Here is a 20,349-nt window from a genome sequence, read left to right on the forward strand (position 1 = left end):
GTGTACAATGGGCGTAAGGAGCGTGATTAATATGCAAGAAATTACAACAATTGAACAATTCACAGAACTAACTGGCAAGGAAAAACCAGTAATCGTGAAATTCTTTGCTGGCTGGTGCCCGGACTGCACACGTATGGATATGTTTATCGATCCAATTATTGAAGAGTACAATCAATATGACTGGTATTCAATCAACCGTGATAACTTCCCCGATTTAGCGGAGAAGTATCAAGTAATGGGTATTCCATCATTACTAATCTTCAAAAATGGTGAAAAATTAGCACACTTACATAGCGCTAATGCAAAATCACCTGCACAAGTGGAAGAATTTTTAAACGCACAAGCATAATATGTATTACGAATGAATCCAAAAGTTTACCGCTTTTGGATTTATTTTGTTTTTTTATAAGCTAAAGCGCTAGTCATAATGCGGTTTTTTAATTACAATGGATTACGTGAAATTTTATTGTAAGAAAGGAAAATTTATGACTTCAGATCAACGAAAAAAACTCGCTTTACTTATGCTTAACATGTTCATTGCTGTTGGGAGTTTCGGGATTATCATTCCAATTATTCCTGCCTATTTAAAAGAAATCGGGCAAGGTGGAACAGCTGCAGGTTTAATCATTGCAATTTTTGCATTCGCGCAATTTTTAGTATCACCTATCGGGGGGAAATGGACGGATAAGTATGGTCGTCGCCCGCTTATTAATATCGGACTGCTTACTTTAGCTATTTCGATGTTTATTTTTTACTTCGCAGATTCCATTTGGCTGCTTTATTTATCACGTGCTATCGGCGGAATTGGCTGTGCGTTCCTGATTCCTGCAATTTTTGCATATGTAGCAGATATTACAACAATGGATCAACGCGCAAAAGGTAATAGTTTTATTTCAGCCTCGATGTCACTCGGTATTGTAATCGGTCCTGGAATCGGCGGCTTTTTAGCGGATTTCGGACTTAAAACACCCCTTCTTGTTTCAGCGGTAGTCGGGTTGCTTGCGTTTATCGTATCATATTTTACTTTGGCGGAGAGCCAGGAAGAGAAAGTCGAAATTCTTCAAGACGAAAATTCTTCAATGATGAAAGATATTCTTTTATCTGTTAAAAAGCCATTCTTTATTCCACTGATTATTACACTGATCATGAGTTTCGGTTTAATGTCTTATGAAACCGTTCTTGGACTTTATGTAGATGATAAATTTGGTGCAACACCACAGGAAATTGCCTTCATGGTCACATCAACAGGATTAGTCGGTGTTATTATGCAATTATTTGTAGTTGACCGCCTTGTAAAAACGATTGGAGAAGTAAATGTATTAAAATTATTTTTAGTCGTTACCGCTTCCGGCTTCTTCCTGTCGATTATCGCAAAAAGCTATACGATGTTCTTTGCGATTTCGTTATTAATATTCCTTGCGACATCAATTTTGCGTCCTGTATTAACGACATTAATTTCAAAAATGGCCGGGAATGAACAAGGTTTTGCAATGGGTATGAACAATGCCTATATGAGCATAGGCAATATTATGGGGCCTCTTCTTGCAGGCGCGTTATATGACATCGATATCCTATACCCGTTTATCGCAGGATTAATCATATTAATTTTCACTATTATCCTAACATTTATGTGGAAAGGTATTAAGATCCAAAAAGCAGCATTAAAAGGAGGTCATTAATCGTGAAAATTATTGTCTTCGGAGCAACAGGTGGCGTTGGACAGCATTTTGTTGAAATGGCTGTCGCCGCTGGTCATACTGTTACCGCATTTGTACGTACACCTGAAAAATTGAAAACTACAGATGTAACGATTGTTCAAGGTGATGCATTTAATGCAGAGCAAGTGGCGGATGCGATTATCGGTCATGATGCTGTCATTTCATGTTTAGGTTCAAGTACTGGCATGAAAAAATCAAATGAGCTTGAAACGATGGGTAAAAACATTGCAGACGGTATGGAGAAGGCCGGTGTAAAACGTCTAGTGTACTGCGCTTCAGCTGGTGTGGATGGTGAAATTCCGGGTGTGATGGGTAAACTGATGATGAAAATGCTCGCTAATCCATTAGCGGATCACCGCGCAGCACTTAACTATTACAAAACAAAAGATGTTACGTACACAATCGCACTTCCTATGGGCTTAAAAGATGAACCGTTAAAAACCGATTACAAAGAGGCAGTCGATACGGTTCCAAAAGGTTCAAGCTCGATTCCAAGAGCTAGTGTGGCTCATTTTATGGTAAAAGCATTGGATGATACCCAATACGAAAACAAATCAGTTGGTTTATGCAGCTAGGTTTGAACAAACGAAAACTACCACAAATGGTTGAGGTAGTTTTCGTTTTTTTATTTGGCATTATCGATTTCCTCGATTTTATTGACTAATTTCCGGAAATGATTAGCCAACGCTTTTGGGATTTCGAATATTGTCCATGTATTTTTTTCCACATCATTTTTCAGCACATAGCTTTCTTTGTCTCCGCCCTTTAACCATAGCTCCAGCCTTTCTCTCTTTCCATTTTTATATTCGATTTCTATCATTAACTCAGATAAATCCAAACCAATTCTTTGGTGTTCTTCGTTCACTGTTGCCTGACTGAATAATTCTTTTACTTCATTTATGTCTTCTTCTAATAGGTAGACCTTTGTCCCAGTGCCGCCGATTTTATAAATTTTCAATGATTGAATGTCATCCACCAGCAAAACATCACTGATTTGAGGGATATCTTCAAAAGCAAACGGTATTGTATATTCAGTACCCTTATCATCTACAAGAATACGTGGAGCGGTACGGGTTAATGTCCAGCTAAAGCCGTCATCGCCAGTAATGAAATACTGATTATCTTTTGTTTTGATTTGAATATTTGTATACGTTTCCTCGATTAATTCTCCTGAATAGGGTTTTTCATCTTCTGATTTTGGCTTTTCTAAATAAAGGCGTGTATCACTCCTGTAATGAAGTGTTCCATTATTAAACACATACAGGATATTGCTCTCTTTACGATTTTGCACAATCATATCTTCCAAATGTTCAGACTTTGCCAAATACATCGTCTCTTCTTCAGAATCCTCCGCTAAACGTTCATCAGACAGTGGCATAAAGTAAAGTATTCCGCCGATTGTAAATAGGAATAGTAATACAATGGCAGGCTGCATGAAGGGCATCCGCTTTTTACGATGCTGTTTTCCATCCAGCAATTTTTGTACAAATGCTTCATTCATCAGCGGTTCGCTGCCGATTGTTTCATCAATTGCTTGCTTCACTTGAGAACTCGTCATACCATTCACCACCTTTTAATTGATCTCTTAACTTTTCACGTCCACGCCTAAGTCTCGTTTTCACGGTATTGTCCGAAATCGAGAGTAAATGTGCAATTTCATCAATTTTCAGTTCTTTGTAGTAATATAAAATTATAATTTCACGGTACTTAACCGGAAGCTCAAGAACCATATTTCCCAGTAATTGATTTTCGCTTCTTTCAAGCACATACTGCTCTGCAGATTTGGTTCCTTTAAAAATATCCTGAATTTTATTTGTTAAAATGGTATTTTTGTAGCTCCAGCTGCGTAAATAATCATAACTACGATTGATCGTCAATCGATATAAATACGTCCGGTAACTCGCATCGCCACGAAATTGTCCACGCTGCTCATATGCTTTTAACAGCACATCCTGTACAATATCTTCTGCCATTTCTTTATTTTTTACATATGTATAGGATAGTCGAAGTAATTCCTCGCCATGTGTTCTTATAAATTCTTCAAGCTGCATTTTCTTCCCCCCTCTTCTCCAAATGCCAACCGTTAGACGGAGCTGTTTTATTTTTAGTTTCAACTTTAAATGTTTATTTTTTTTGAATGTGGGTAATAAACTACTTTATAACAATTTGGAGGTTTTTAGTATGCGAGTATTATTAAATGTAAATGGCAGGTCACAATATAGTTCGGATATCCGGCCTGAATATCAAAACTCGGCATGCGGCCCAACGACTGCACATGTTATTTTGAATTACTTATGTGAAGATGAAACAATCCTCACTAAAGATGTAAATGAACTTTATAAATTTTTAGGTGGTACAAAAATCGGACTTTTTAAATGGCGGATGATCAGAAACTTACGTCGACTACTCGGAGATGACTGGTGTATCGAAGAATGTACATTAACTCAGGCAATTGAGCAACTGCGCTTAGGTAATCCGGTAGCGATGAAATTTGATGTGTATTTTACCGGGCAGTTCTTAAAAAATTACACCCCTCTTTATAAATACCACTGGGTACCGTTAATTGGCTATGAAATAAAAGACAACGAACTTTACTTAACGATTCATGATAATGGCGGCCGCAATCGTGACAGCCAGATCCGAACTTTTAAATATGATGACAACCGCAAAATATTAAGCTTTGTGAAAATTGAAAAGGAACAGCAGTAGCATCTATGCTACTGCTGTTTTCTTTTTTCTGAATAAATGATTAGTTAATTGGCTATTACTGTAATTAAAACTGCGAGGATATATTATGAAATCAGTGAGATCTATAAGTCTCTTACATATTATCTTTTTAACAATGACATTCATCGGGTTAAAAAACCATGTCACGATTATTCCATCCTTACTAAATGGAGCAGGTCGTGATGCTTGGTTTTCTGTTATTTTTTCAATATTTTTGATGATTCCCTGGTTAGTTCTTCCTTTTATCACATTAAAAAAACTTAAAGGCGAATCTCTTCGTATGTATTTACTAAACAATTACCCTAAGCTGAGTAAAGTGCTTATTTTTATCATTGCTTTTTACTTACTTCTCATGGCCGTTATTACAATGCATGAAACACTACAATGGGTTTCAACAACCTTTTTGCTGCAAACGCCGCCATTGCTTTTGTTTTTCTTTTTTACGGTTGTATGCTTTTTGCTGGCAACATCCTCCATATTAACGATTACGATGGTCAATGTTGTCGTCTTGTTTGGTGTTGTCATCCTTGGCTTCTTTATCGCCTTTGTTAATATTCAAGTGAAAGATTATGCATTGCTGCAGCCATTTTTCGAGCATGGATTTACACCGATTTTCACATCTATGGTATACCCTGCTTCCGGCTTTATTGAGCTTTATTTGCTCGTATTTATTCAGCAGCACTTTAAAACAAAGCTTAAATTTTGGCATTTATTAATAATGCTCTTTATACTATTTGGATTAACACTAGGTCCCTTATTGGGGGCAATTGCCGAATTCGGACCAACTGAGGCTGCTAAACAGCGCTACCCCGCATTTGAAGAATGGCGAATTGCCACAATCGGAAGCTTTATAAACCATATTGATTTCTTTTCTATTTACCAGTGGCTTACAGGAGCATTTGTCCGTATTGGTTTTATATTATTTATAGCAGTCGAGCTATTAGGGCTCACTGGTCAAAAGAAGAAAGTTTGGGAATATATTTTTCCGCTCTTTGTTTTTTGCTCACTGCCTCTTTATTTACTCGATGACAGTATATTTAGCAAATGGAAGGGGCAATATTTTCTAATAAGTACTACGTTATTCTTTTTCGTACTTTCAATTATTCTCTTTATATTAGTAAATCGAAAAACAAAGCGAAAGTTGGAATATAATGATTGAATACGCTGCCTTAAAAAAGCAATTTGATAATTGTGCTGATATTCGCTTTCAAACATTTGAATTTCCTGCAAGCAACGTTATGCTTATCACCTGTGAAGCGATGACAGATAATCATTTATTCAATGAAGTAGTCGTACCCCGATTAAGAATGGCATGCCAACAAAAGGAACAATTTGATGAGGCAGTTTTAATACAGAAATTGCATCTTCCCCAGCTACTGAAAATTGAAGATTTGCAAGAAGCTGTTACGAATGTATTTAGCGGATTTGTTCTTATTTATATCGAGAATTTAAATATACTGTTATGCAGCAATATTGAAAACAAGCCTAATCGAAGCCCTGAGGAATCAAACTTAGAAGTAACTATTAAAGGTCCACGTGATAACTTCATTGAAGACTTAGGTGTAAATATTGCTCTTATCCGCAAACGTCTGCCTACGAATTCATTAAGTGTTGAGAAGATAACGTTAGGAACACGTTCAAAAACAAAGTTAGCTATTTTATATTTTAATGATATTGCAGATTTATCTATCTTGAAACAATTAAAAAAACAACTCTCTGAAATCGATACAGATGTTATTTTAAGTGGTGAATTAATAATGGAACGGATGAATAAAATTTCATATTTAATTCCTTTAAATGATTCAACAGGTCGTCCTGATTTTGCGATGCAATCACTCGTTACCGGACGCTTTATCATTTTAGTAGACGGAATTGCATACGCAATTATCACACCCACCAATATTCTAGCATTATTAAAGTCCGGAGAGGATAATGATTTCCCATCCATATTCAGCTCGTTAGAAAGATTATTACGTTTATTCTGCATATTAATAGCACTTTTACTACCGGCTTTTTGGCTTGCGTTAACAACATTCCATCAAGAGCAGCTCCCAATTCAATTACTTGCGACAGTTGTACAAGCCAATACGGGCTCCCCACTGCCTGCAGCTATAGAAATGCTTGGAATGCTTTTTATGTTTGAGTTATTTCGTGAAGCGGGATTACGCTTACCGAGTATTTTAGGTGGAACGATCAGTGTTGTAGGAGGATTAATTATAGGTGATGCAGCCATTCGAGCTGGGATTACAAGTCCGGCAATGATTGTTGTCATAGCCATTTCAACGATTGCTACCTTTACACTTGTCAATCAGTCCTTCGTTACGACAATCAGCATGCTGCGAATTGTATTTATTATTATTACATCGATTTTAGGACTTTTCGGTTTCTTCTTATCGATCTATATTTGCCTTGTTTATATCGCAAATATCCGTGTATTTGGTGTTCCTTATTTAAATATAGCAGTCAATTTGAGCTGGGATAATATAAAAATGACCCTTTTCCGTCCACCAGCAAAATCACACACTAAACGACCGGAAGTATTAAATGTTAAAGATAAAACAAAGGAAAAAACAAAATGAAAAAATTGCTTTTACTTCCATTGTTACTTTTAGTTGCTGGCTGCTGGGATACAAATCAGCCTGAACGTATGTATTATTTACTTGGCCTGGGAATCGATTATAAAGATGGTCAATATGAAATTTATAGTCAAGTTGTTGCTTTCACTAATATTGCTAAAAGCGAACAGCCGAACCCGGAAGCTACGCAGGCTGAAGTTGGGATTGCCAAAGGGAAGACATTTGATGAAGCATTTTTTAATTTATATCAAACGATGGATGAGCGCTTCTTTTTAGGGCATTTAAACTATGTTCTCTTTTCGGAAAATATCGCAAAGGAAGGTAAAGTTGAACCTGTTATCAATTCCCTTATCCGATACAGGGAATGGAGGTATACAACTTGGGCTTATATTACAGATTCACCACTTAAGGAAGCTTTGCTCATCACACCCATAATCAACAAATCCATTACCCTTTCAAAAGTGTCCGACCCGCTCAGTTCATTTAATCAGTCATCCCGGGTCCGTCCTATACAATTACGGGAACTTATGATTCATTTGAATGAACCTAGTCATGAAGCCAAAATACCATTTATCGAAATTAGCGAAAACTGGTCAAAGGAAGATGGACCGGATCCTGTCTATTCATTTAAAGGCATAAGCATTATCGGTAAGAACTCTGGTTTAAAAGGGAACTTATTAGGCGACGATTTAAAAGGTGTTCAATGGCTGGAGAATGAAACAGACCGCTCAGATATTACCGTTAAAACGGAAGAGTTTGAAGAATTGTACACAACGACAACCGTTGACGAAGTGCGTTCTAAAATTACACCAGTTGTTTCCGAAAATAATGTGCAATTTGATTTACAAGTGCAATTGGTTGTTCAAACAAATGAAATTCTTAATGAAAATAAAATGGATTTATTAGAAAATAAGATTAAGGAGCAAGTAAAAAAAGAAATCGAGCAAACCTATAAAGCTTCATTAGAATTTGATGCCGATATTTACCGGTTAGCTGAGGTATTGTATCGAAAAGATTTGAAAACCTGGAAAAAGTATGAACAAGATGGAAATATTCCTCTTGACGAGTCTACTATTCGGAAAGTGGATGTGGAGCTTGTAAAAGTCAAAGGTGAACGTATCATTTCCCATTAAAAAGAGGTTGTGCAACTGTGCACAGCCTCTTTCGCATTTATTTATAAATCGAACGGGCATGTTTCGCGATTAAGCGATAGCCTTGCTGTTCAATATGATTAAACAAATCCGGAGCATAAGGGGATAAAGCTAAGTGATCCAGCTCCACGTCAATCGGTACATCACAATGAATTGTAGCTAATTGATGGGACAAACGTAACATCGCTAAATTTTCGCTGATTTTAATGCGTTGTCCCGGCTTTAAAGTCGGCAATGCTTCTAATACGCCATCAATGGAACCGTGATTTTGAATAAGCTGTAATGCTGTTTTCGGACCAATCCCCTTTACACCCGGGTAACCATCACTCGTGTCCCCCATAAACGCTTTCACTTCCGCGAATTGTTTTGGTGCAATGCCATATTCCTCTACAAACCGGCTTTCTGTATACACATCGTACTCTGTATAGCCTTTTTTTGTAAATGCAATTTTTGTCGAAGGGTTAAGTAATTGCAGTAAATCTTTATCTCCGCTAATGACAGTAATTTGGGCATCGTCTTTCCATTTTTTAATCATTGAGCCGATTAAATCATCTGCCTCAAGACCTTGCGTACCAAAGTTTTGCCACCCGATCATTTCAGATACACTTTTAGCCATATCAAATTGCGGCAACATTTCCTCCGGCGGTGCAGGTCGATTCGCTTTATAGCCATCGTATAAGTCATTGCGGAATGTAACCGCGCCCATATCCCAGCATACAGCTAAATGTGTCGGCTGCATCAGATTTTGTGCTGTGAATACATGCCGGGCAAAGCCTTGAACACCATTTGATGGCGTCCCGTCATCTAAACGTATAAATTGATTCATTGCAGCTGACGCAAAAAATGAACGAAACAATAGCGCCATCCCATCAACGATTAATAAATGTGGTTTTGTCATAATAAATCTCCTCTTTCTACTAAACACTTATTATAACAAATGCACCGGTAGAATGTAGCTGTCAATACTTACCCATTCGGTTTCAAGTAGTCGATAATATAATTTACGTCCTTGCTGAAAATACGATCCTCTGTCATGGCAGGCGCTAAGTTGCGAATGTCTTTCCACTTATCATAAAGTTTTGGCGACATGTTTGCTACACCCCGGTATTCCACTGCCTGTGCTGCACAAAATGCCTCGATTGCCAATACATTTCTTACATTGGCAATAATCATCCGCGCATGGCGAGATCCTGTCGTCCCCATTGATACATGGTCTTCCTGATTTGCAGAGGATGGAATGGAGTCGACCGAAGCAGGATGTGCCAAAGTTTTGTTTTCCGATACTAAACTTGCGGCACTGTACTGCAAAATCATTGCTCCTGATTCAAGCCCTGGATTCGCGCTTAAAAATGCAGGCAGCCCTTCATTTAACTGCGGGTTTACTAATCGTTCAATCCGTCGTTCTGATACATTGGCCAACTCCGCCATACCGATTTTCAGAAAGTCCATCGCAAACGCAATCGGCTGTCCATGGAAGTTTCCTCCTGAAATAACTAAACCGCCGTCATCAAAAATGAGCGGATTGTCTGTTGCCGCATTCATTTCGATTTCGAGCTTTTCTTTGACATAGTTCAATACTTGCCAGCTTGCCCCATGAATTTGCGGGATGCAGCGAAGCGAATACGGATCCTGCACACGCTTTTCGCCTTGATGTGTAATGAGCTTACTGTCCTTCAGCCAACCACGCATACGCTCTGCAACAGCCATTTGTTCCTGCATGCCTCGCGCTTCATGGACAGCTGGATGAAAAGCATCGATAATCCCGTATAAACTTTCCATTGTCATTGCTGCAATCCATTCACTCGCATAAGCCAGTTTCTCCGCTTCCAAGTAATTGACGACCCCTTGTGCAGTCATCGCCTGGGTTCCATTGATTAAAGCAAGACCTTCTTTCGCCTGCAGCTCGATTTTCGGTAGTCCCCGACGTTCGAATACTTCATGTGACGGGCGCATGACACCATTCACATATACATCGCCTTCTCCAATAACCGCCAATACTAAATGAGAAAGTGGCGCTAAATCTCCGGATGCCCCGAGTGAACCTTGCTGTGGAATAACTGGAATGACCTCTTCATTAATCATCCATAACAAACGTTCCAGCACTTCCAGTCGAATACCCGATAGCCCTTTTAATAAAGCATTTAATCTTAGCACCATCATCGCTTTTGCAACATGTTCCGAAAAAGGCTCCCCAAACCCGCATGCATGGGAACGAATTAAATTTACTTGCAGTTTACTTACTTCGTGCTCTGCAATTTTTACATCGCTGAACTTTCCAAATCCCGTGTTAATTCCATATACCGTTTTATCCTGCTGAACAATTCTTTCCACTGCTTCACGGCTTTTAACAACTCGTACCTTCGCTTCTTCCGCTATCTCTATTTTTTCCCCATTATATAAAATGTTTCCCAATTGTTCGATCGATAAATTTTGTCCGTTCAACTGAATCATTTCCCGCACCCCTTTTAAATATTGTTACTCTTAAATTTATTATTGTTTAAATAGCAGTTAATTGCTACTAATATTTCATCCTTAAAATCATAGTTTAGTTGAAAACGCCTTTATTAAAGGCTTTGTACGTTTTATTTCTAAAAAATTGTTCACCTACTAATACATTAACCTTCTAGTGATTTAGTATTTTATTATAGTAAAGTGCTAAAGCGAAGAAGGATAAAAAAGCTTAGACAGCAGTTGTAATTTAATTGAAAAAGGTAAAAAACTCTTAGTGAGAAATGGGCAATATAATAAAATTGATTGGAATGGAGGGCGACTCCTACGGGAATAGCACGACGCCTGAGACTACAGGCTCAGGCCGTGCCCGTGGAAAGCGTCCCGGAATGGAAATCAATTTTTACGCACAGCAAAAAATGCCATTTTCCTTAAGAAGAAAAATGGCATTTTGGATTATTTTAAGCCTCTACTTTGTACGCTTCATATCTCGGATTGCTTGAATCGATAATCGCACGAGCAAAATCGCACATAAAAACAAGCCTAAATAAGCAGCGGTATTCAAATAAATTGCATAGGCATTATGAATAAATTGCGATATTGCGAGCAATGCCACCGATATAATCCCAAATGTAATCCCAACCATCAGCAGAACAAACCGTGAAAACAGCTGAGTGACAAACATGGAATTCGCTTTATCCGAAAAAATATCATGATGCAAAATAATTTTCCCGCTTTCCACTTTCCTGAACAGCTGGTCAAGACGACGCGGTATTTTCCGTATATTCGGTAATAACAATGCCAGTTCTTCTTCAATTAAGTCTTTCGTCTCGCCCGGATGTTTGAACGGTTTCAATAAGCTTGATTTCAAATAATCATTGGAGAAATCTTTTACTTCACTGAAAATCCTAAACCCTGGGCAAATAACGGACAATGTGCCATCCAATGTAACAATCGCACGTAATGCCACATTGACGGATGGGTAAAAGTGGAGTCCAAATTCACGCACTACAGAGAAGATGGAGTACATTAGCTCATCTGTAGGGATTGTCGACACATAATTAATTTTCAACAGGATCTGGCTAATCGCCTGCTCCATTTCATGCCGATTGATCTGCTCGGCATTTTCCACAAGTTGGGCAATACCATCAACAACAAGTGCTGCATCATTTTGATGAATTCCGACTAGAAAATATTTTAACCCTTCCTGCTGCAATTCAGCTAAACGGCCGACAGCCCCATAATCGAGAATTGCGACACGCCCGGTTGTTTCCTCAATATAAATATTTCCCGGATGTGGATCCGCATGAAAAATTCCGGAAATAAGCGTTTGCTCTAAAAACGAATACAATAATGTTTGTGCAAACTGATGGCGGTCAATGCCCAACTCCGTAAATAATGCATTTCCTACTGTAACGGATTTCCCTTTTATATATTCCATCACCACAACATTTGAATTACTGCATTCCCGGTATACTTTCGGCACTTTCACATCGATACTGCCACGTTCGACAATCTTGGCAACCTGTTCCATGTTGCGTGCCTCAATAATAAAATCAATTTCTTCCTTTAACGCCATGCTGAAGCCTTTTGCCAAGTCGTAAAAGCCTAAGTTTTCAGCCCATTGCGATTTACTGGAAATCCATCTGGCAAACTCCATTAAAATCGATAAATCATCCTGCATAATATTTTTGACATCAGGCCGTAAAAACTTCACAACGACAGGTTCGTTCGTTTCCTTTAACACCGCTTTATGTACTTGACCGATTGAAGCGGAAGCTAACGGAGTTTTACTTATATAAGAAAAGATTTGGTGCGTACCTGCATTGAAATTTTCTGCAATTATTTGGTCAACTTGCTGCTCGGTAAGGGGTTTCACATGTTGCTGAAGCTTTTCAAGTTCCTCAATAAAGATGGGAGACAAGAGCTCTTTACGCGTTGACAGTACTTGTCCAAATTTAATAAATACCCCGCCGCACTGTTCCAGCGTGTCCCGTAATGCTTTTGCCAGTTCCCGTTCATCTTCGCGGGCACGGGCATATTTCATCGTTCTTGTGACCCCGTTCGTTACAGCGATTCCTACAACTTCACGTAACCGTTTTTGACGCTTCCAATAAGTTATCAGTGTCTTAAAATAGGAACGTCTGCCGACAGGTGTGCCATTTTCATTCAATTCTATCGAATCAAACAGCTCAAAAAACAGATAAAGCAGCATCGAAATCAGAAGCATACTGCCGAGCCAGATAAGTGTTGTAATGTTGACTACATTCGAAACGATTCCTTGGTCATAATAGTCCGATCCTCGTAAATATGTATACCAAAATACAAATGTCGTAAGGGAAACACTAATTAACACGGATAATATTCTTTTCATCAGACTTATTTGTGAGCCGATTAAACGGCCGCTAATGAAGAAAACAAGCACGGATGCAATAAGTAATTGAAGTATAGCTGATATGAAATCCATTCAAATCGCCCCTTTAGGTCAAAGTTAAATGTGTATGCACTTCTACATTCCCTTTTAACGCTTTACTAATCATACAAGTTTCCTCTGCCTTATATGCATAGCGCTCCGCTGCACGACGGGCACGTTCATCTTCCTTATTTTGCAGGTCAATGTCGACATAGTGATGGATCGCTTTATAAGTAAAAACACCATTTGTCACATCAACAAGCCCTTCTGATTTCAAATTCAGCTTTGCATCAATTTGGCTTCGTTCAAGCATTGCCGCCAGTGTAATTAAGTAACAGGTTGCTGCAGCACCGAGCAGCATTTCATCCGGATTTGTCCCAATACCTGGTCCATCCATTTCAGGCGGAATCGAAATTTGCGTCTGCAATCGTTCGGTTTTTAAGTCACCAACCGAATTTCGTCCCCCTGGCCAGTCAATCGTTAATGTAAAAGTATGTACCGTCATTACTGTTCACTCTTTTCAATTTTCTTTAACTATAACATTTTTCGCTTAGGATGTTCAGCTAATGAAAACAGCCGACTAACAGGAAGCTCCTGTTAATCGGCTGATGTTTACCATACGTTTTGTTTATATTTTTTATAGTAGTTAACCTGACGGATGAACATGTAGATTTTGCGTTTAAAATGCTTGTCCTGTTTATAGAACAACGGATTCACAATTTTCTTTTCCTGAATCAAACGTCGAATATCCTTTTTCACCGCTTCATCGTAAACGAATTTTTTTAATACAATTTTCGGCACGACTGAAAACAGCACATCCCCTTTTAAATACGAGCATGGTTTTGGAATATCGTAAATCAGGTCTTCAACAAAGTTGCGCGCTAAATTATGACCCATTGCATTAATATAATAACTTGAACGGCCTTGGCGAATATTTACTTCAAACACTTTAAACTTCCCGTCACGCTCATCATATTTTAAATCAAAGTTTCCGTAGCCGCGATAGCCGACCGCTTCCAAAAAGCCGCGCAGTTTCGTCATTACTTCTTCGTTATAACGGGAAATAAGCGCCGTGTAATTGCCAATCGCCGTTTTCGTATGTTCCTGAAGAACAACTTGTGCAAACGATACGAGCTGTGTTTCGCCTTTTGAATTGACATAGACAACCGAATCCCACATTGCTGTATCGTCACCGGGAATATAATCCTGAATAATAAGTTCTTCCTGGTAGCCGCTTTTTTTAATCATATCGATCACTTGTTGGACTTCTTCTTTGTTTTCTACTTTGAAAACTTTCGCCTGTCCTTCAAATGGATGACGGCTATACTCAATCCCGTTACTCGGTTTAATAATAACCGGATACATCATCTCGGTTTCGAATTGACCATCTGTTTTGCAATCATAAAATACCGTCGTCGGAATATCGATTCCATATTGTTCGCAAAGTTTATAGAAATTGGATTTAATCTGTAAATCATTCATTAACGTTTCGTCGATATAGTTGAACACGAAGTAATCTCTTAATATCGCGCTGTTTTCAATAATTAAACGGACGTATAAATCATTTGTGCCGATCAGAATCAGTTTTTCTGCTTCTTTTTCATATTTTTTCGCTACGCTAATTAAAATTTTGGCAAACTGATCCGGTTCACCGAGTTTTTTGTCATACTCAATCGCACGTGGAATATTGCTTAAGTTTGTAAAAGGTAAAACACCTTTTCCTACTAGAATCGGATGGATCTTATATTCTTCATGGAAAGAAATCGCCATGTTGTATGCATTAATATCAGTACCGACAATAATCGGTAAAAATGGTTGTCGAGTCATTACTATACTTCCTCTCAATCTGTTCAACGGTATTCTTATTTGATTTATCACTTATTTATCATACAATACTCTATCGATTTATGCTGTATTTTGTAAATGGTTTTTATTATTTCCCGAATATTTTAATGAAACTTCTCCTCGTTTAAAACGTACGTATTAAGTAAGAGGTGATCGGGATGAATGCTCAATTACAATTATTCTTCACAAACATTGATAAAATCGTTTTATATTTTGGGGCAGATGCAAAATATTTTTATATTGACCTTGCACTAAAACTGACTGTCCGCAATATCGTATTTAACTATGAGGATTATGAAAACGTGCGTCAACAAATTAAAAACAATACAAAATGGTATAACTTTGCTCGCGTTAATACTCAAATTATTAATACATATTATGTTCATTATGCAAAGGAACCTGAAAAAATCGTTGAGGTTATAAATCTCCATAAATTATTGACGAAGCAGTTTAGCCGCCATGAAGACAGCTATATAGCGGCTGCCTATTTAAACTCGGAAGAACATATCGAGCGAATCGGTCTGTTAATTACAGAATTAATGAACAAACAAAGCGTAAAATATGCGCCTTTAAAACTTTCCACGAGTACGATGCTTGCCGGGCGGGTGGAAGATACTAAAGTATTGGCAAATAGTGTGGAAAAGTATTATCAGGCGCTTGTGTCTATCGGATATGAACGAACAAAGGACACGACAAATACAGCTGTCATTTTAACAATCGGAACAGGGGTTTTTCATAATGAAACCTTTGCCCGATTAAAAGAGTTGACGACTTTTATTAGAAAAACAGAAAAAAAACTTACACCGTACCATTACAATACGATTGCCCTGCTCTCGCTTGCGAAGTTCGAAGTACACCAATTCCCGGCACTACATGATATGCATGAAGAAATTTGCCGCTTTTTAAAGATGGATCGAAGCCAGTTTAACTCATTGCTGGTAGCCACTCAAATTTACACATCGACTGAATCTATCGGTGACTTACCCTCATATGATGTAGATTTCTCCACAGTTATTTTCTCTGCTGCAGAGCATTCAAATTCTGGTCCTTATGAAAGCGACCTTCCTGCTGGCGGTGCTGACTGAAAGAAAAACAAAAAACTGTGCTGAACCGGAAGAGACCCCATTCAGCACAGTTTTATTAATTTTGTTTACGTTCTTTCGCATATTCAGCAGCTGCCGTAAATACGATATCCGTCGAGGAATTCAATGCTGTTTCACAAGAATCCTGGATTACACCGATGATAAAACCAATTGCTACGACTTGCATCGCAATATCATCTGAAATCCCAAATAGGCTACATGCTAACGGAATCAGTAACAGCGACCCGCCTGCAACACCTGAAGCACCAGCAGCCGATACTGCAGCCATTACCATTAAGATGACCGCAGTCAGGAAATCAACTTCGATACCTAATGTATGAGCAGTTGCCATCGTCAGTACGGAAATTGTAATCGCAGCCCCGCCCATATTAATTGTTGCACCTAAAGGTATCGATACTGCATATGTATCTTTATCTAATTTCAGCTTCTCTGCCAAAGCCATATTGACTGGAATATTGGCCGCTGAACTACGTGTGAAAAAGGCTGTAATTCCGCTCTCTTTTATAGATGTAAAAATAAGCGGATACGGATTTCTGCGTGCTACTGCATATACAATAAGTGGATTCACAACGAGCGCTACAAAGAACATTGTTCCTACTAAGATCAGAATTAGACGAGCATATTCCCCTAATGCTGAAAGGCCTGTCGTTGAAATCGCTTCAAATACTATTCCTAAAATACCGAATGGCGCTAAGTTAATAATCCATTGCACAACTTTTGTAATCGCATCCGAAAAATTCGCAATAACACCTTTAGTTGAATCGTTCGCAGCTTTTAAAGCAATCCCTAAAACAACTGCCCAAGCTAAAATGCCGAGATAATTTGCGTTCATAATTGCACTTACCGGGTTTGTCACGATATTGAATAATAATGTTTCAAACACTTCAAGTATCCCGCTAGGCGGAGCCACATCCTGTGCTTCTGTTTTTAATGTTAATACTGTCGGGAAAATAAAGCTTGCAATGACTGCAACAAATCCTGCCGCGAATGTCGCAACCCCGTATAAAGCAAGAATCATCTTCATATTTGTTGCTTTGCCGCCAGCATGTGAAGCAATCGCATTAATAACAAGCACGAACACCAAAATCGGTGCAACTGCTTTTAAGGATGAAACGAATAGAGTCCCTAGAATGGTAATACCACTCACCGCTTCCGGTATCGTCAATGCTAAAATAACACCAATAATTATACCAATAATAATACGGTTTACTAAGTTAATGCTGTTCCATTTTTCGAACAATCTTTTCATAATTTCCCCCGCTATTCTAAGATGTTACATTGCTTCTGGATGTTTGAGACGAGTAAGTGAATGGATCTGATCAATGCACTACAAAATTCTCCGGCTGAAGCTACTTTTCTATATAACACTTCAAAATTTAATAATTTACTATAGACCAATAATACAATGTGCGACTAAATAACACAACTGTATTTTTCCACAGTACAATGTTAACAAGCGACTTTAAACTGTTTCCGAGTTTTTTCGGATTATTTTATAAAATATTGAAGCTAAAACTTGCTGGAATAACATCCCGAAAACGACCGGCATCGCTACTTTTGATGGAAAATATGTTGTTGCGATAACAACACCTACCGCAATATTCCGCATTCCTCCATTAAAAACAAATGTCGCCTGATCAGCCTCTGATTTCCAAAACAGCCGACCAAGTACAAGGGAGAATACATAGCCAGAAACTGCCAAAAACAGGACAGCAGCAATAACTTTCGCAAGCTCCAAGTCAATCGTTTTTACATACGGTGCAATTGCACTACTATTAATCATAATAATTCCGAATAAACAGAGCTTCGAAACTAAAGACATAGGTTTTCCATATTGTAAGAATAACTTCCCTTTCGTCCATTCGTTTACAAGGATACCCAATATAGACGGTAAAACAATCATCCAAATAAGATCAAAAATAAGTGCTGATGTATTTAGCGATATCGATTCCCCGACAACTAAATGCAAAATTAATGGCATAAGGATCGGAGCAAGCAGAGTATCAATCAATATAATGGCGAGAGATAAAGGCAAGTTTCCTTTACTGATCGTCACCCAAATAACGCTCGTAACCCCTGTTGGCACGGCAACGGATATTAGAAATCCAATCGTTAATAAGCGGTCATCGAATATGAGTTCTGCCAGAAAGAACGCCCATAAAGGCATGAGAATATGTAGAAAAGCGATGACAAATAAAATCGTTTTAGGGTATTGTTTAAACACTTTTATATCGCGAAATTTTAGATTCAAGCTGCTGATGAAAGTCATCACGGCAAACAAGACCGGGACTAGAAAAAGAAAATGTGTTCCGATTTTTTCGAGCAGCACACCGATGACTAAACTGAGCGGTGTTAATACCGGCATCCATTTTTGAATAAATTGATTGAGCAATTGAACCATGCATTGTGCCTCTTTTCTTGAATTTATATTCCTTACCGAATTGTATCATAAGCGGATTCCGTCCGGACCAGAATGAAATTCAACCATCAATTTAGTAAAGCAACCGTTTAAATAGATAAGTTTGCAAACATTATGGTATTTTTATGATAGGTATTTAAGGAGGTTATTGCATTGTCATTATCTAAAAAGGGCTATCTTGTCTTGTTTATCGGGATACTTTTATTAATCAGTTCTATCTTTTTCACAACTAACTGGAGCATTACTTCATGGCTTGTATTATTTATCGTCAGTCTTCTATTTTGTACAGTCGGAATCATTATGTTAATTGTACATTTAGTTAAACAAATAAAGTTGGAAAAGCAGAATAAGTAAAACAAATGAAAAATGAGCAACCGTATTGTTGGTTGCTCATTTTTATTTTTCTTCCTTTACGGATAGGATGTTAACGGCTTCTTCAAATTGAATGCGTACTGTTTTTCTGGCACGTACGGATGATCTTGCTTTCACTTGAACTTGCTTTTTTTCGCCATTATGCTCAATTTCCACTAAAAAACATTTTGCACCACATTGCATTTCCAACAGCTCCTTATTGCTTTAATTATAGTGACATTTGCCCTTTTAATCTATTAGCTCAACTTTCGATAATACTAAAAAAAGCCGCAAATAATTGACAATATGCCCATCCATTACGACCTTTTCTTATCCCGCATTAACGGGTAGTAATTTATCTACCTCGAAAGCGTAACGGCAGAGGCAAGACTAACCGTAAAGGCCCGATTGGTTCGGGCCAACACGATGTTGGTCACACAAGCGTTGTCACAGGACGTGACGGTTTTAGCTTGTGTTCCTTCCAATCCGGGGGATGAAAAATACCCCCACGGATTGGCGTATCACTTTATGTTGAGGGAACGATAATTTCCCCATCGTCTTCATCTTCAATTTCTCCAACGATTTCTGACAATATATCTTCCATCGTCACAAGACCGATTGTGACACCTTTTTCATCTGTAACAATCGCCATATGGTTGCGCGATTGCTGCATTTTTAAAAACACGTCTTTTATCGCTACTGTTTCCTTATAACGGGGAATCTCACGAATATACGTACTGAAATTATTCTTCCGTCCCGCAGCTATATCTGTCAGCATTTCCTTCGAGTTAATGAAACCGATAAAGGCTGCTGTATTTTTACTGCGATCAATGACCGGATAACGCGTAAATTCGTACTCGTCAATAACAGCAAGAATTTGCTCTAATGTATACGTTTTTTCGATTGTAATTATTTCATTGCGGGGAATCATTACTTCCCGTAATTTCCGTGTATCAAAAGCGAAAATATTTTCTAGATAGGCAAGCTCTGTCTGGTTGATTTCTCCACCTTCATAACTTTGCGTCACAATCATTTTAAGCTCTTCTTCAGAGTAAACTGTATCGTGACCAGCCGGTTTGACACCAAAGATTTTAAGCAGCCCACGAGCAGAACCGTTTAATATCGAGATAATCGGTCCTGTAATTTTACCGAACCAATAAAGTGGCGGTGCCAATAATAGTGTCATTTTTTCTGCATATTGGATAGCCAATGTCTTTGGCATTAATTCGCCAAGTACTACGTGTAAAAAAGTAACAACCGATAATGCAATAACATAAGAAAGGGCTGTTGCAACCGCCGCTGGAATGCTGAAGTAGTCAAAAACAGGCTCAAGCATTTTTTCTACGGTCGGTTCCCCGAGTGCACCAAGAATTAACGCTGTAATCGTAATACCAAGCTGACAGGCTGACAAATAATAATCCAAATCCTGTGTTACCTTTTTTGCCGTGACGGCTTTTTTATTGCCCTCTGCGATCAGCTGATCGATTCGTGACATACGCACTTTTAAAATTGAGAATTCTGCTCCAACGAAAAAGGCTGTTAACAAAATAAATACTGCAATTAAAATTAAATTTATCATTATAATACTATCCAATTAA

The 20,349-nt window shown here is 38.3% G+C and carries 20 protein-coding genes; 9 read left to right on the top strand and 11 right to left on the bottom strand.

Annotated features, from left to right (window positions below):
• The first annotated feature begins 31 nt into the window (after positions 1 to 31).
• The 3 genes from CBM15_RS16910 (at position 32) to CBM15_RS16920 (ending at position 2,293) form a co-directional block, all read left to right on the top strand.
• On the top strand, positions 32 to 349 hold the full coding sequence (locus CBM15_RS16910; protein WP_087618376.1) for a thioredoxin family protein: 318 nt from the start codon (positions 32 to 34) through the stop codon (positions 347 to 349).
• 136 nt (positions 350 to 485) lie between these two features.
• Complete coding sequence (locus CBM15_RS16915) at positions 486 to 1,679, top strand: MFS transporter (RefSeq protein ID WP_087618377.1); 1,194 nt, start codon at positions 486 to 488, stop codon at positions 1,677 to 1,679.
• Between the two features lie 2 nt (positions 1,680 to 1,681).
• Positions 1,682 to 2,293 (top strand): NAD(P)-dependent oxidoreductase, encoded by a 612-nt coding sequence (locus CBM15_RS16920; protein ID WP_087618378.1) that lies wholly within the window; start codon positions 1,682 to 1,684, stop codon positions 2,291 to 2,293.
• 50 nt (positions 2,294 to 2,343) lie between these two features.
• Here CBM15_RS16920 and CBM15_RS16925 read toward each other — a convergent pair whose 3' ends face one another.
• Entirely contained in the window at positions 2,344 to 3,276 is a 933-nt protein-coding gene (locus CBM15_RS16925) for a hypothetical protein (RefSeq protein WP_087618379.1), read from the bottom strand.
• The gene (locus CBM15_RS16930) at positions 3,245 to 3,769 is read right to left on the bottom strand and encodes a sigma-70 family RNA polymerase sigma factor (RefSeq protein WP_087618380.1); all 525 of its coding nucleotides are present in this window, start codon (positions 3,767 to 3,769) and stop codon (positions 3,245 to 3,247) included. Before CBM15_RS16930 ends, CBM15_RS16925 begins: the two co-directional genes overlap by 32 nt.
• A 130-nt stretch (positions 3,770 to 3,899) precedes the next feature.
• On the opposite strand from CBM15_RS16930, the gene CBM15_RS16935 reads away from it, so the two are divergent.
• The 4 genes from CBM15_RS16935 (at position 3,900) to CBM15_RS16950 (ending at position 8,154) form a co-directional block, all read left to right on the top strand.
• Entirely contained in the window at positions 3,900 to 4,427 is a 528-nt protein-coding gene (locus CBM15_RS16935) for a C39 family peptidase (RefSeq protein ID WP_087618381.1), read from the top strand.
• 85 nt (positions 4,428 to 4,512) lie between these two features.
• The gene (locus tag CBM15_RS16940) at positions 4,513 to 5,604 is read left to right on the top strand and encodes an endospore germination permease (protein ID WP_087618382.1); all 1,092 of its coding nucleotides are present in this window, start codon (positions 4,513 to 4,515) and stop codon (positions 5,602 to 5,604) included.
• Entirely contained in the window at positions 5,597 to 7,024 is a 1,428-nt protein-coding gene (locus tag CBM15_RS16945; RefSeq protein WP_087618383.1) for a spore germination protein, read from the top strand. The genes CBM15_RS16940 and CBM15_RS16945 overlap by 8 nt, the downstream gene beginning before the upstream one ends.
• Positions 7,021 to 8,154: a Ger(x)C family spore germination protein gene (locus tag CBM15_RS16950; protein ID WP_087618384.1), complete on the top strand. Its 1,134-nt coding sequence runs from the start codon at positions 7,021 to 7,023 to the stop codon at positions 8,152 to 8,154. The genes CBM15_RS16945 and CBM15_RS16950 overlap by 4 nt, the downstream gene beginning before the upstream one ends.
• 37 nt (positions 8,155 to 8,191) lie before the next feature.
• On the opposite strand, the gene CBM15_RS16955 is transcribed toward CBM15_RS16950, so the two are convergent.
• The 5 genes from CBM15_RS16955 to CBM15_RS16975 form a co-directional block, all read right to left on the bottom strand.
• Complete coding sequence (locus tag CBM15_RS16955; RefSeq protein ID WP_087618385.1) at positions 8,192 to 9,070, bottom strand: 5'-3' exonuclease; 879 nt, start codon at positions 9,068 to 9,070, stop codon at positions 8,192 to 8,194.
• A 68-nt stretch (positions 9,071 to 9,138) separates the two neighbouring features.
• Entirely contained in the window at positions 9,139 to 10,623 is a 1,485-nt protein-coding gene (gene hutH, locus CBM15_RS16960) for a histidine ammonia-lyase (protein WP_087618386.1), read from the bottom strand.
• Between the two features lie 466 nt (positions 10,624 to 11,089).
• Positions 11,090 to 13,087: an ABC1 kinase family protein gene (locus tag CBM15_RS16965; RefSeq protein WP_087618387.1), complete on the bottom strand. Its 1,998-nt coding sequence runs from the start codon at positions 13,085 to 13,087 to the stop codon at positions 11,090 to 11,092.
• A gap of 13 nt (positions 13,088 to 13,100) precedes the next feature.
• A complete protein-coding gene (locus tag CBM15_RS16970; protein WP_087618388.1) occupies positions 13,101 to 13,538 on the bottom strand; it encodes an SACOL1771 family peroxiredoxin in 438 nt (145 codons plus the stop codon).
• A 107-nt stretch (positions 13,539 to 13,645) separates the two neighbouring features.
• Positions 13,646 to 14,860 carry a carboxylate--amine ligase gene (locus CBM15_RS16975; protein ID WP_087618389.1) on the bottom strand — a complete coding sequence of 405 codons (1,215 nt, stop codon included), beginning with the start codon at positions 14,858 to 14,860 and terminating at the stop codon, positions 13,646 to 13,648.
• A gap of 176 nt (positions 14,861 to 15,036) precedes the next feature.
• Between CBM15_RS16975 and CBM15_RS16980 the strand changes: the two genes are divergently transcribed.
• Complete coding sequence (locus tag CBM15_RS16980; protein ID WP_087618390.1) at positions 15,037 to 15,963, top strand: DUF4003 family protein; 927 nt, start codon at positions 15,037 to 15,039, stop codon at positions 15,961 to 15,963.
• Between the two features lie 55 nt (positions 15,964 to 16,018).
• Here the strand turns inward: CBM15_RS16980 and sstT are convergent, their stop codons facing one another.
• Together sstT and CBM15_RS16990 are read right to left on the bottom strand one after the other, a co-directional pair.
• Positions 16,019 to 17,230 (bottom strand): serine/threonine transporter SstT, encoded by a 1,212-nt coding sequence (gene sstT / locus CBM15_RS16985; protein WP_087618391.1) that lies wholly within the window; start codon positions 17,228 to 17,230, stop codon positions 16,019 to 16,021.
• Between the two features lie 213 nt (positions 17,231 to 17,443).
• Positions 17,444 to 18,382 carry a bile acid:sodium symporter family protein gene (locus CBM15_RS16990; protein ID WP_087618392.1) on the bottom strand — a complete coding sequence of 313 codons (939 nt, stop codon included), beginning with the start codon at positions 18,380 to 18,382 and terminating at the stop codon, positions 17,444 to 17,446.
• Positions 18,383 to 18,553: 171 nt separating this feature from the next.
• Between CBM15_RS16990 and CBM15_RS16995 the strand changes: the two genes are divergently transcribed.
• The gene (locus CBM15_RS16995; RefSeq protein ID WP_087618393.1) at positions 18,554 to 18,754 is read left to right on the top strand and encodes a hypothetical protein; all 201 of its coding nucleotides are present in this window, start codon (positions 18,554 to 18,556) and stop codon (positions 18,752 to 18,754) included.
• A 42-nt stretch (positions 18,755 to 18,796) separates the two neighbouring features.
• On the opposite strand, the gene CBM15_RS19400 is transcribed toward CBM15_RS16995, so the two are convergent.
• Both CBM15_RS19400 and CBM15_RS17000 read right to left on the bottom strand, forming a co-directional pair.
• A complete protein-coding gene (locus CBM15_RS19400) occupies positions 18,797 to 18,955 on the bottom strand; it encodes a hypothetical protein (RefSeq protein WP_193433808.1) in 159 nt (52 codons plus the stop codon).
• 322 nt (positions 18,956 to 19,277) lie between these two features.
• On the bottom strand, positions 19,278 to 20,345 hold the full coding sequence (locus tag CBM15_RS17000; RefSeq protein WP_039966902.1) for a hemolysin family protein: 1,068 nt from the start codon (positions 20,343 to 20,345) through the stop codon (positions 19,278 to 19,280).
• Positions 20,346 to 20,349: the final 4 nt, after the last annotated feature.

The organism is Solibacillus kalamii, from assembly GCF_002174535.1.
Classification (GTDB): domain Bacteria; phylum Bacillota; class Bacilli; order Bacillales_A; family Planococcaceae; genus Solibacillus; species Solibacillus silvestris.

Bases quoted from the DNA above. Each gene is read 5' to 3' on its own strand.
- CBM15_RS16910 (WP_087618376.1), top strand. From the start codon at position 32: ATGCAAGAAATTACAACAATTGAACAATTCACAGAACTAACTGGCAAG.
- CBM15_RS16915 (WP_087618377.1), top strand. From the start codon at position 486: ATGACTTCAGATCAACGAAAAAAACTCGCTTTACTTATGCTTAACATG.
- CBM15_RS16925 (WP_087618379.1), bottom strand. From the start codon at position 3,276: ATGACGAGTTCTCAAGTGAAGCAAGCAATTGATGAAACAATCGGCAGC.
- CBM15_RS16930 (WP_087618380.1), bottom strand. From the start codon at position 3,769: ATGCAGCTTGAAGAATTTATAAGAACACATGGCGAGGAATTACTTCGA.
- CBM15_RS16935 (WP_087618381.1), top strand. From the start codon at position 3,900: ATGCGAGTATTATTAAATGTAAATGGCAGGTCACAATATAGTTCGGAT.
- CBM15_RS16940 (WP_087618382.1), top strand. From the start codon at position 4,513: ATGAAATCAGTGAGATCTATAAGTCTCTTACATATTATCTTTTTAACA.
- CBM15_RS16945 (WP_087618383.1), top strand. From the start codon at position 5,597: ATGATTGAATACGCTGCCTTAAAAAAGCAATTTGATAATTGTGCTGAT.
- CBM15_RS16950 (WP_087618384.1), top strand. From the start codon at position 7,021: ATGAAAAAATTGCTTTTACTTCCATTGTTACTTTTAGTTGCTGGCTGC.
- CBM15_RS16955 (WP_087618385.1), bottom strand. From the start codon at position 9,070: ATGACAAAACCACATTTATTAATCGTTGATGGGATGGCGCTATTGTTT.
- hutH (WP_087618386.1), bottom strand. From the start codon at position 10,623: ATGATTCAGTTGAACGGACAAAATTTATCGATCGAACAATTGGGAAAC.
- CBM15_RS16965 (WP_087618387.1), bottom strand. From the start codon at position 13,087: ATGGATTTCATATCAGCTATACTTCAATTACTTATTGCATCCGTGCTT.
- CBM15_RS16970 (WP_087618388.1), bottom strand. From the start codon at position 13,538: ATGACGGTACATACTTTTACATTAACGATTGACTGGCCAGGGGGACGA.
- CBM15_RS16975 (WP_087618389.1), bottom strand. From the start codon at position 14,860: ATGACTCGACAACCATTTTTACCGATTATTGTCGGTACTGATATTAAT.
- CBM15_RS16980 (WP_087618390.1), top strand. From the start codon at position 15,037: ATGAATGCTCAATTACAATTATTCTTCACAAACATTGATAAAATCGTT.
- sstT (WP_087618391.1), bottom strand. From the start codon at position 17,230: ATGAAAAGATTGTTCGAAAAATGGAACAGCATTAACTTAGTAAACCGT.
- CBM15_RS16990 (WP_087618392.1), bottom strand. From the start codon at position 18,382: ATGGTTCAATTGCTCAATCAATTTATTCAAAAATGGATGCCGGTATTA.
- CBM15_RS19400 (WP_193433808.1), bottom strand. From the start codon at position 18,955: ATGCAATGTGGTGCAAAATGTTTTTTAGTGGAAATTGAGCATAATGGC.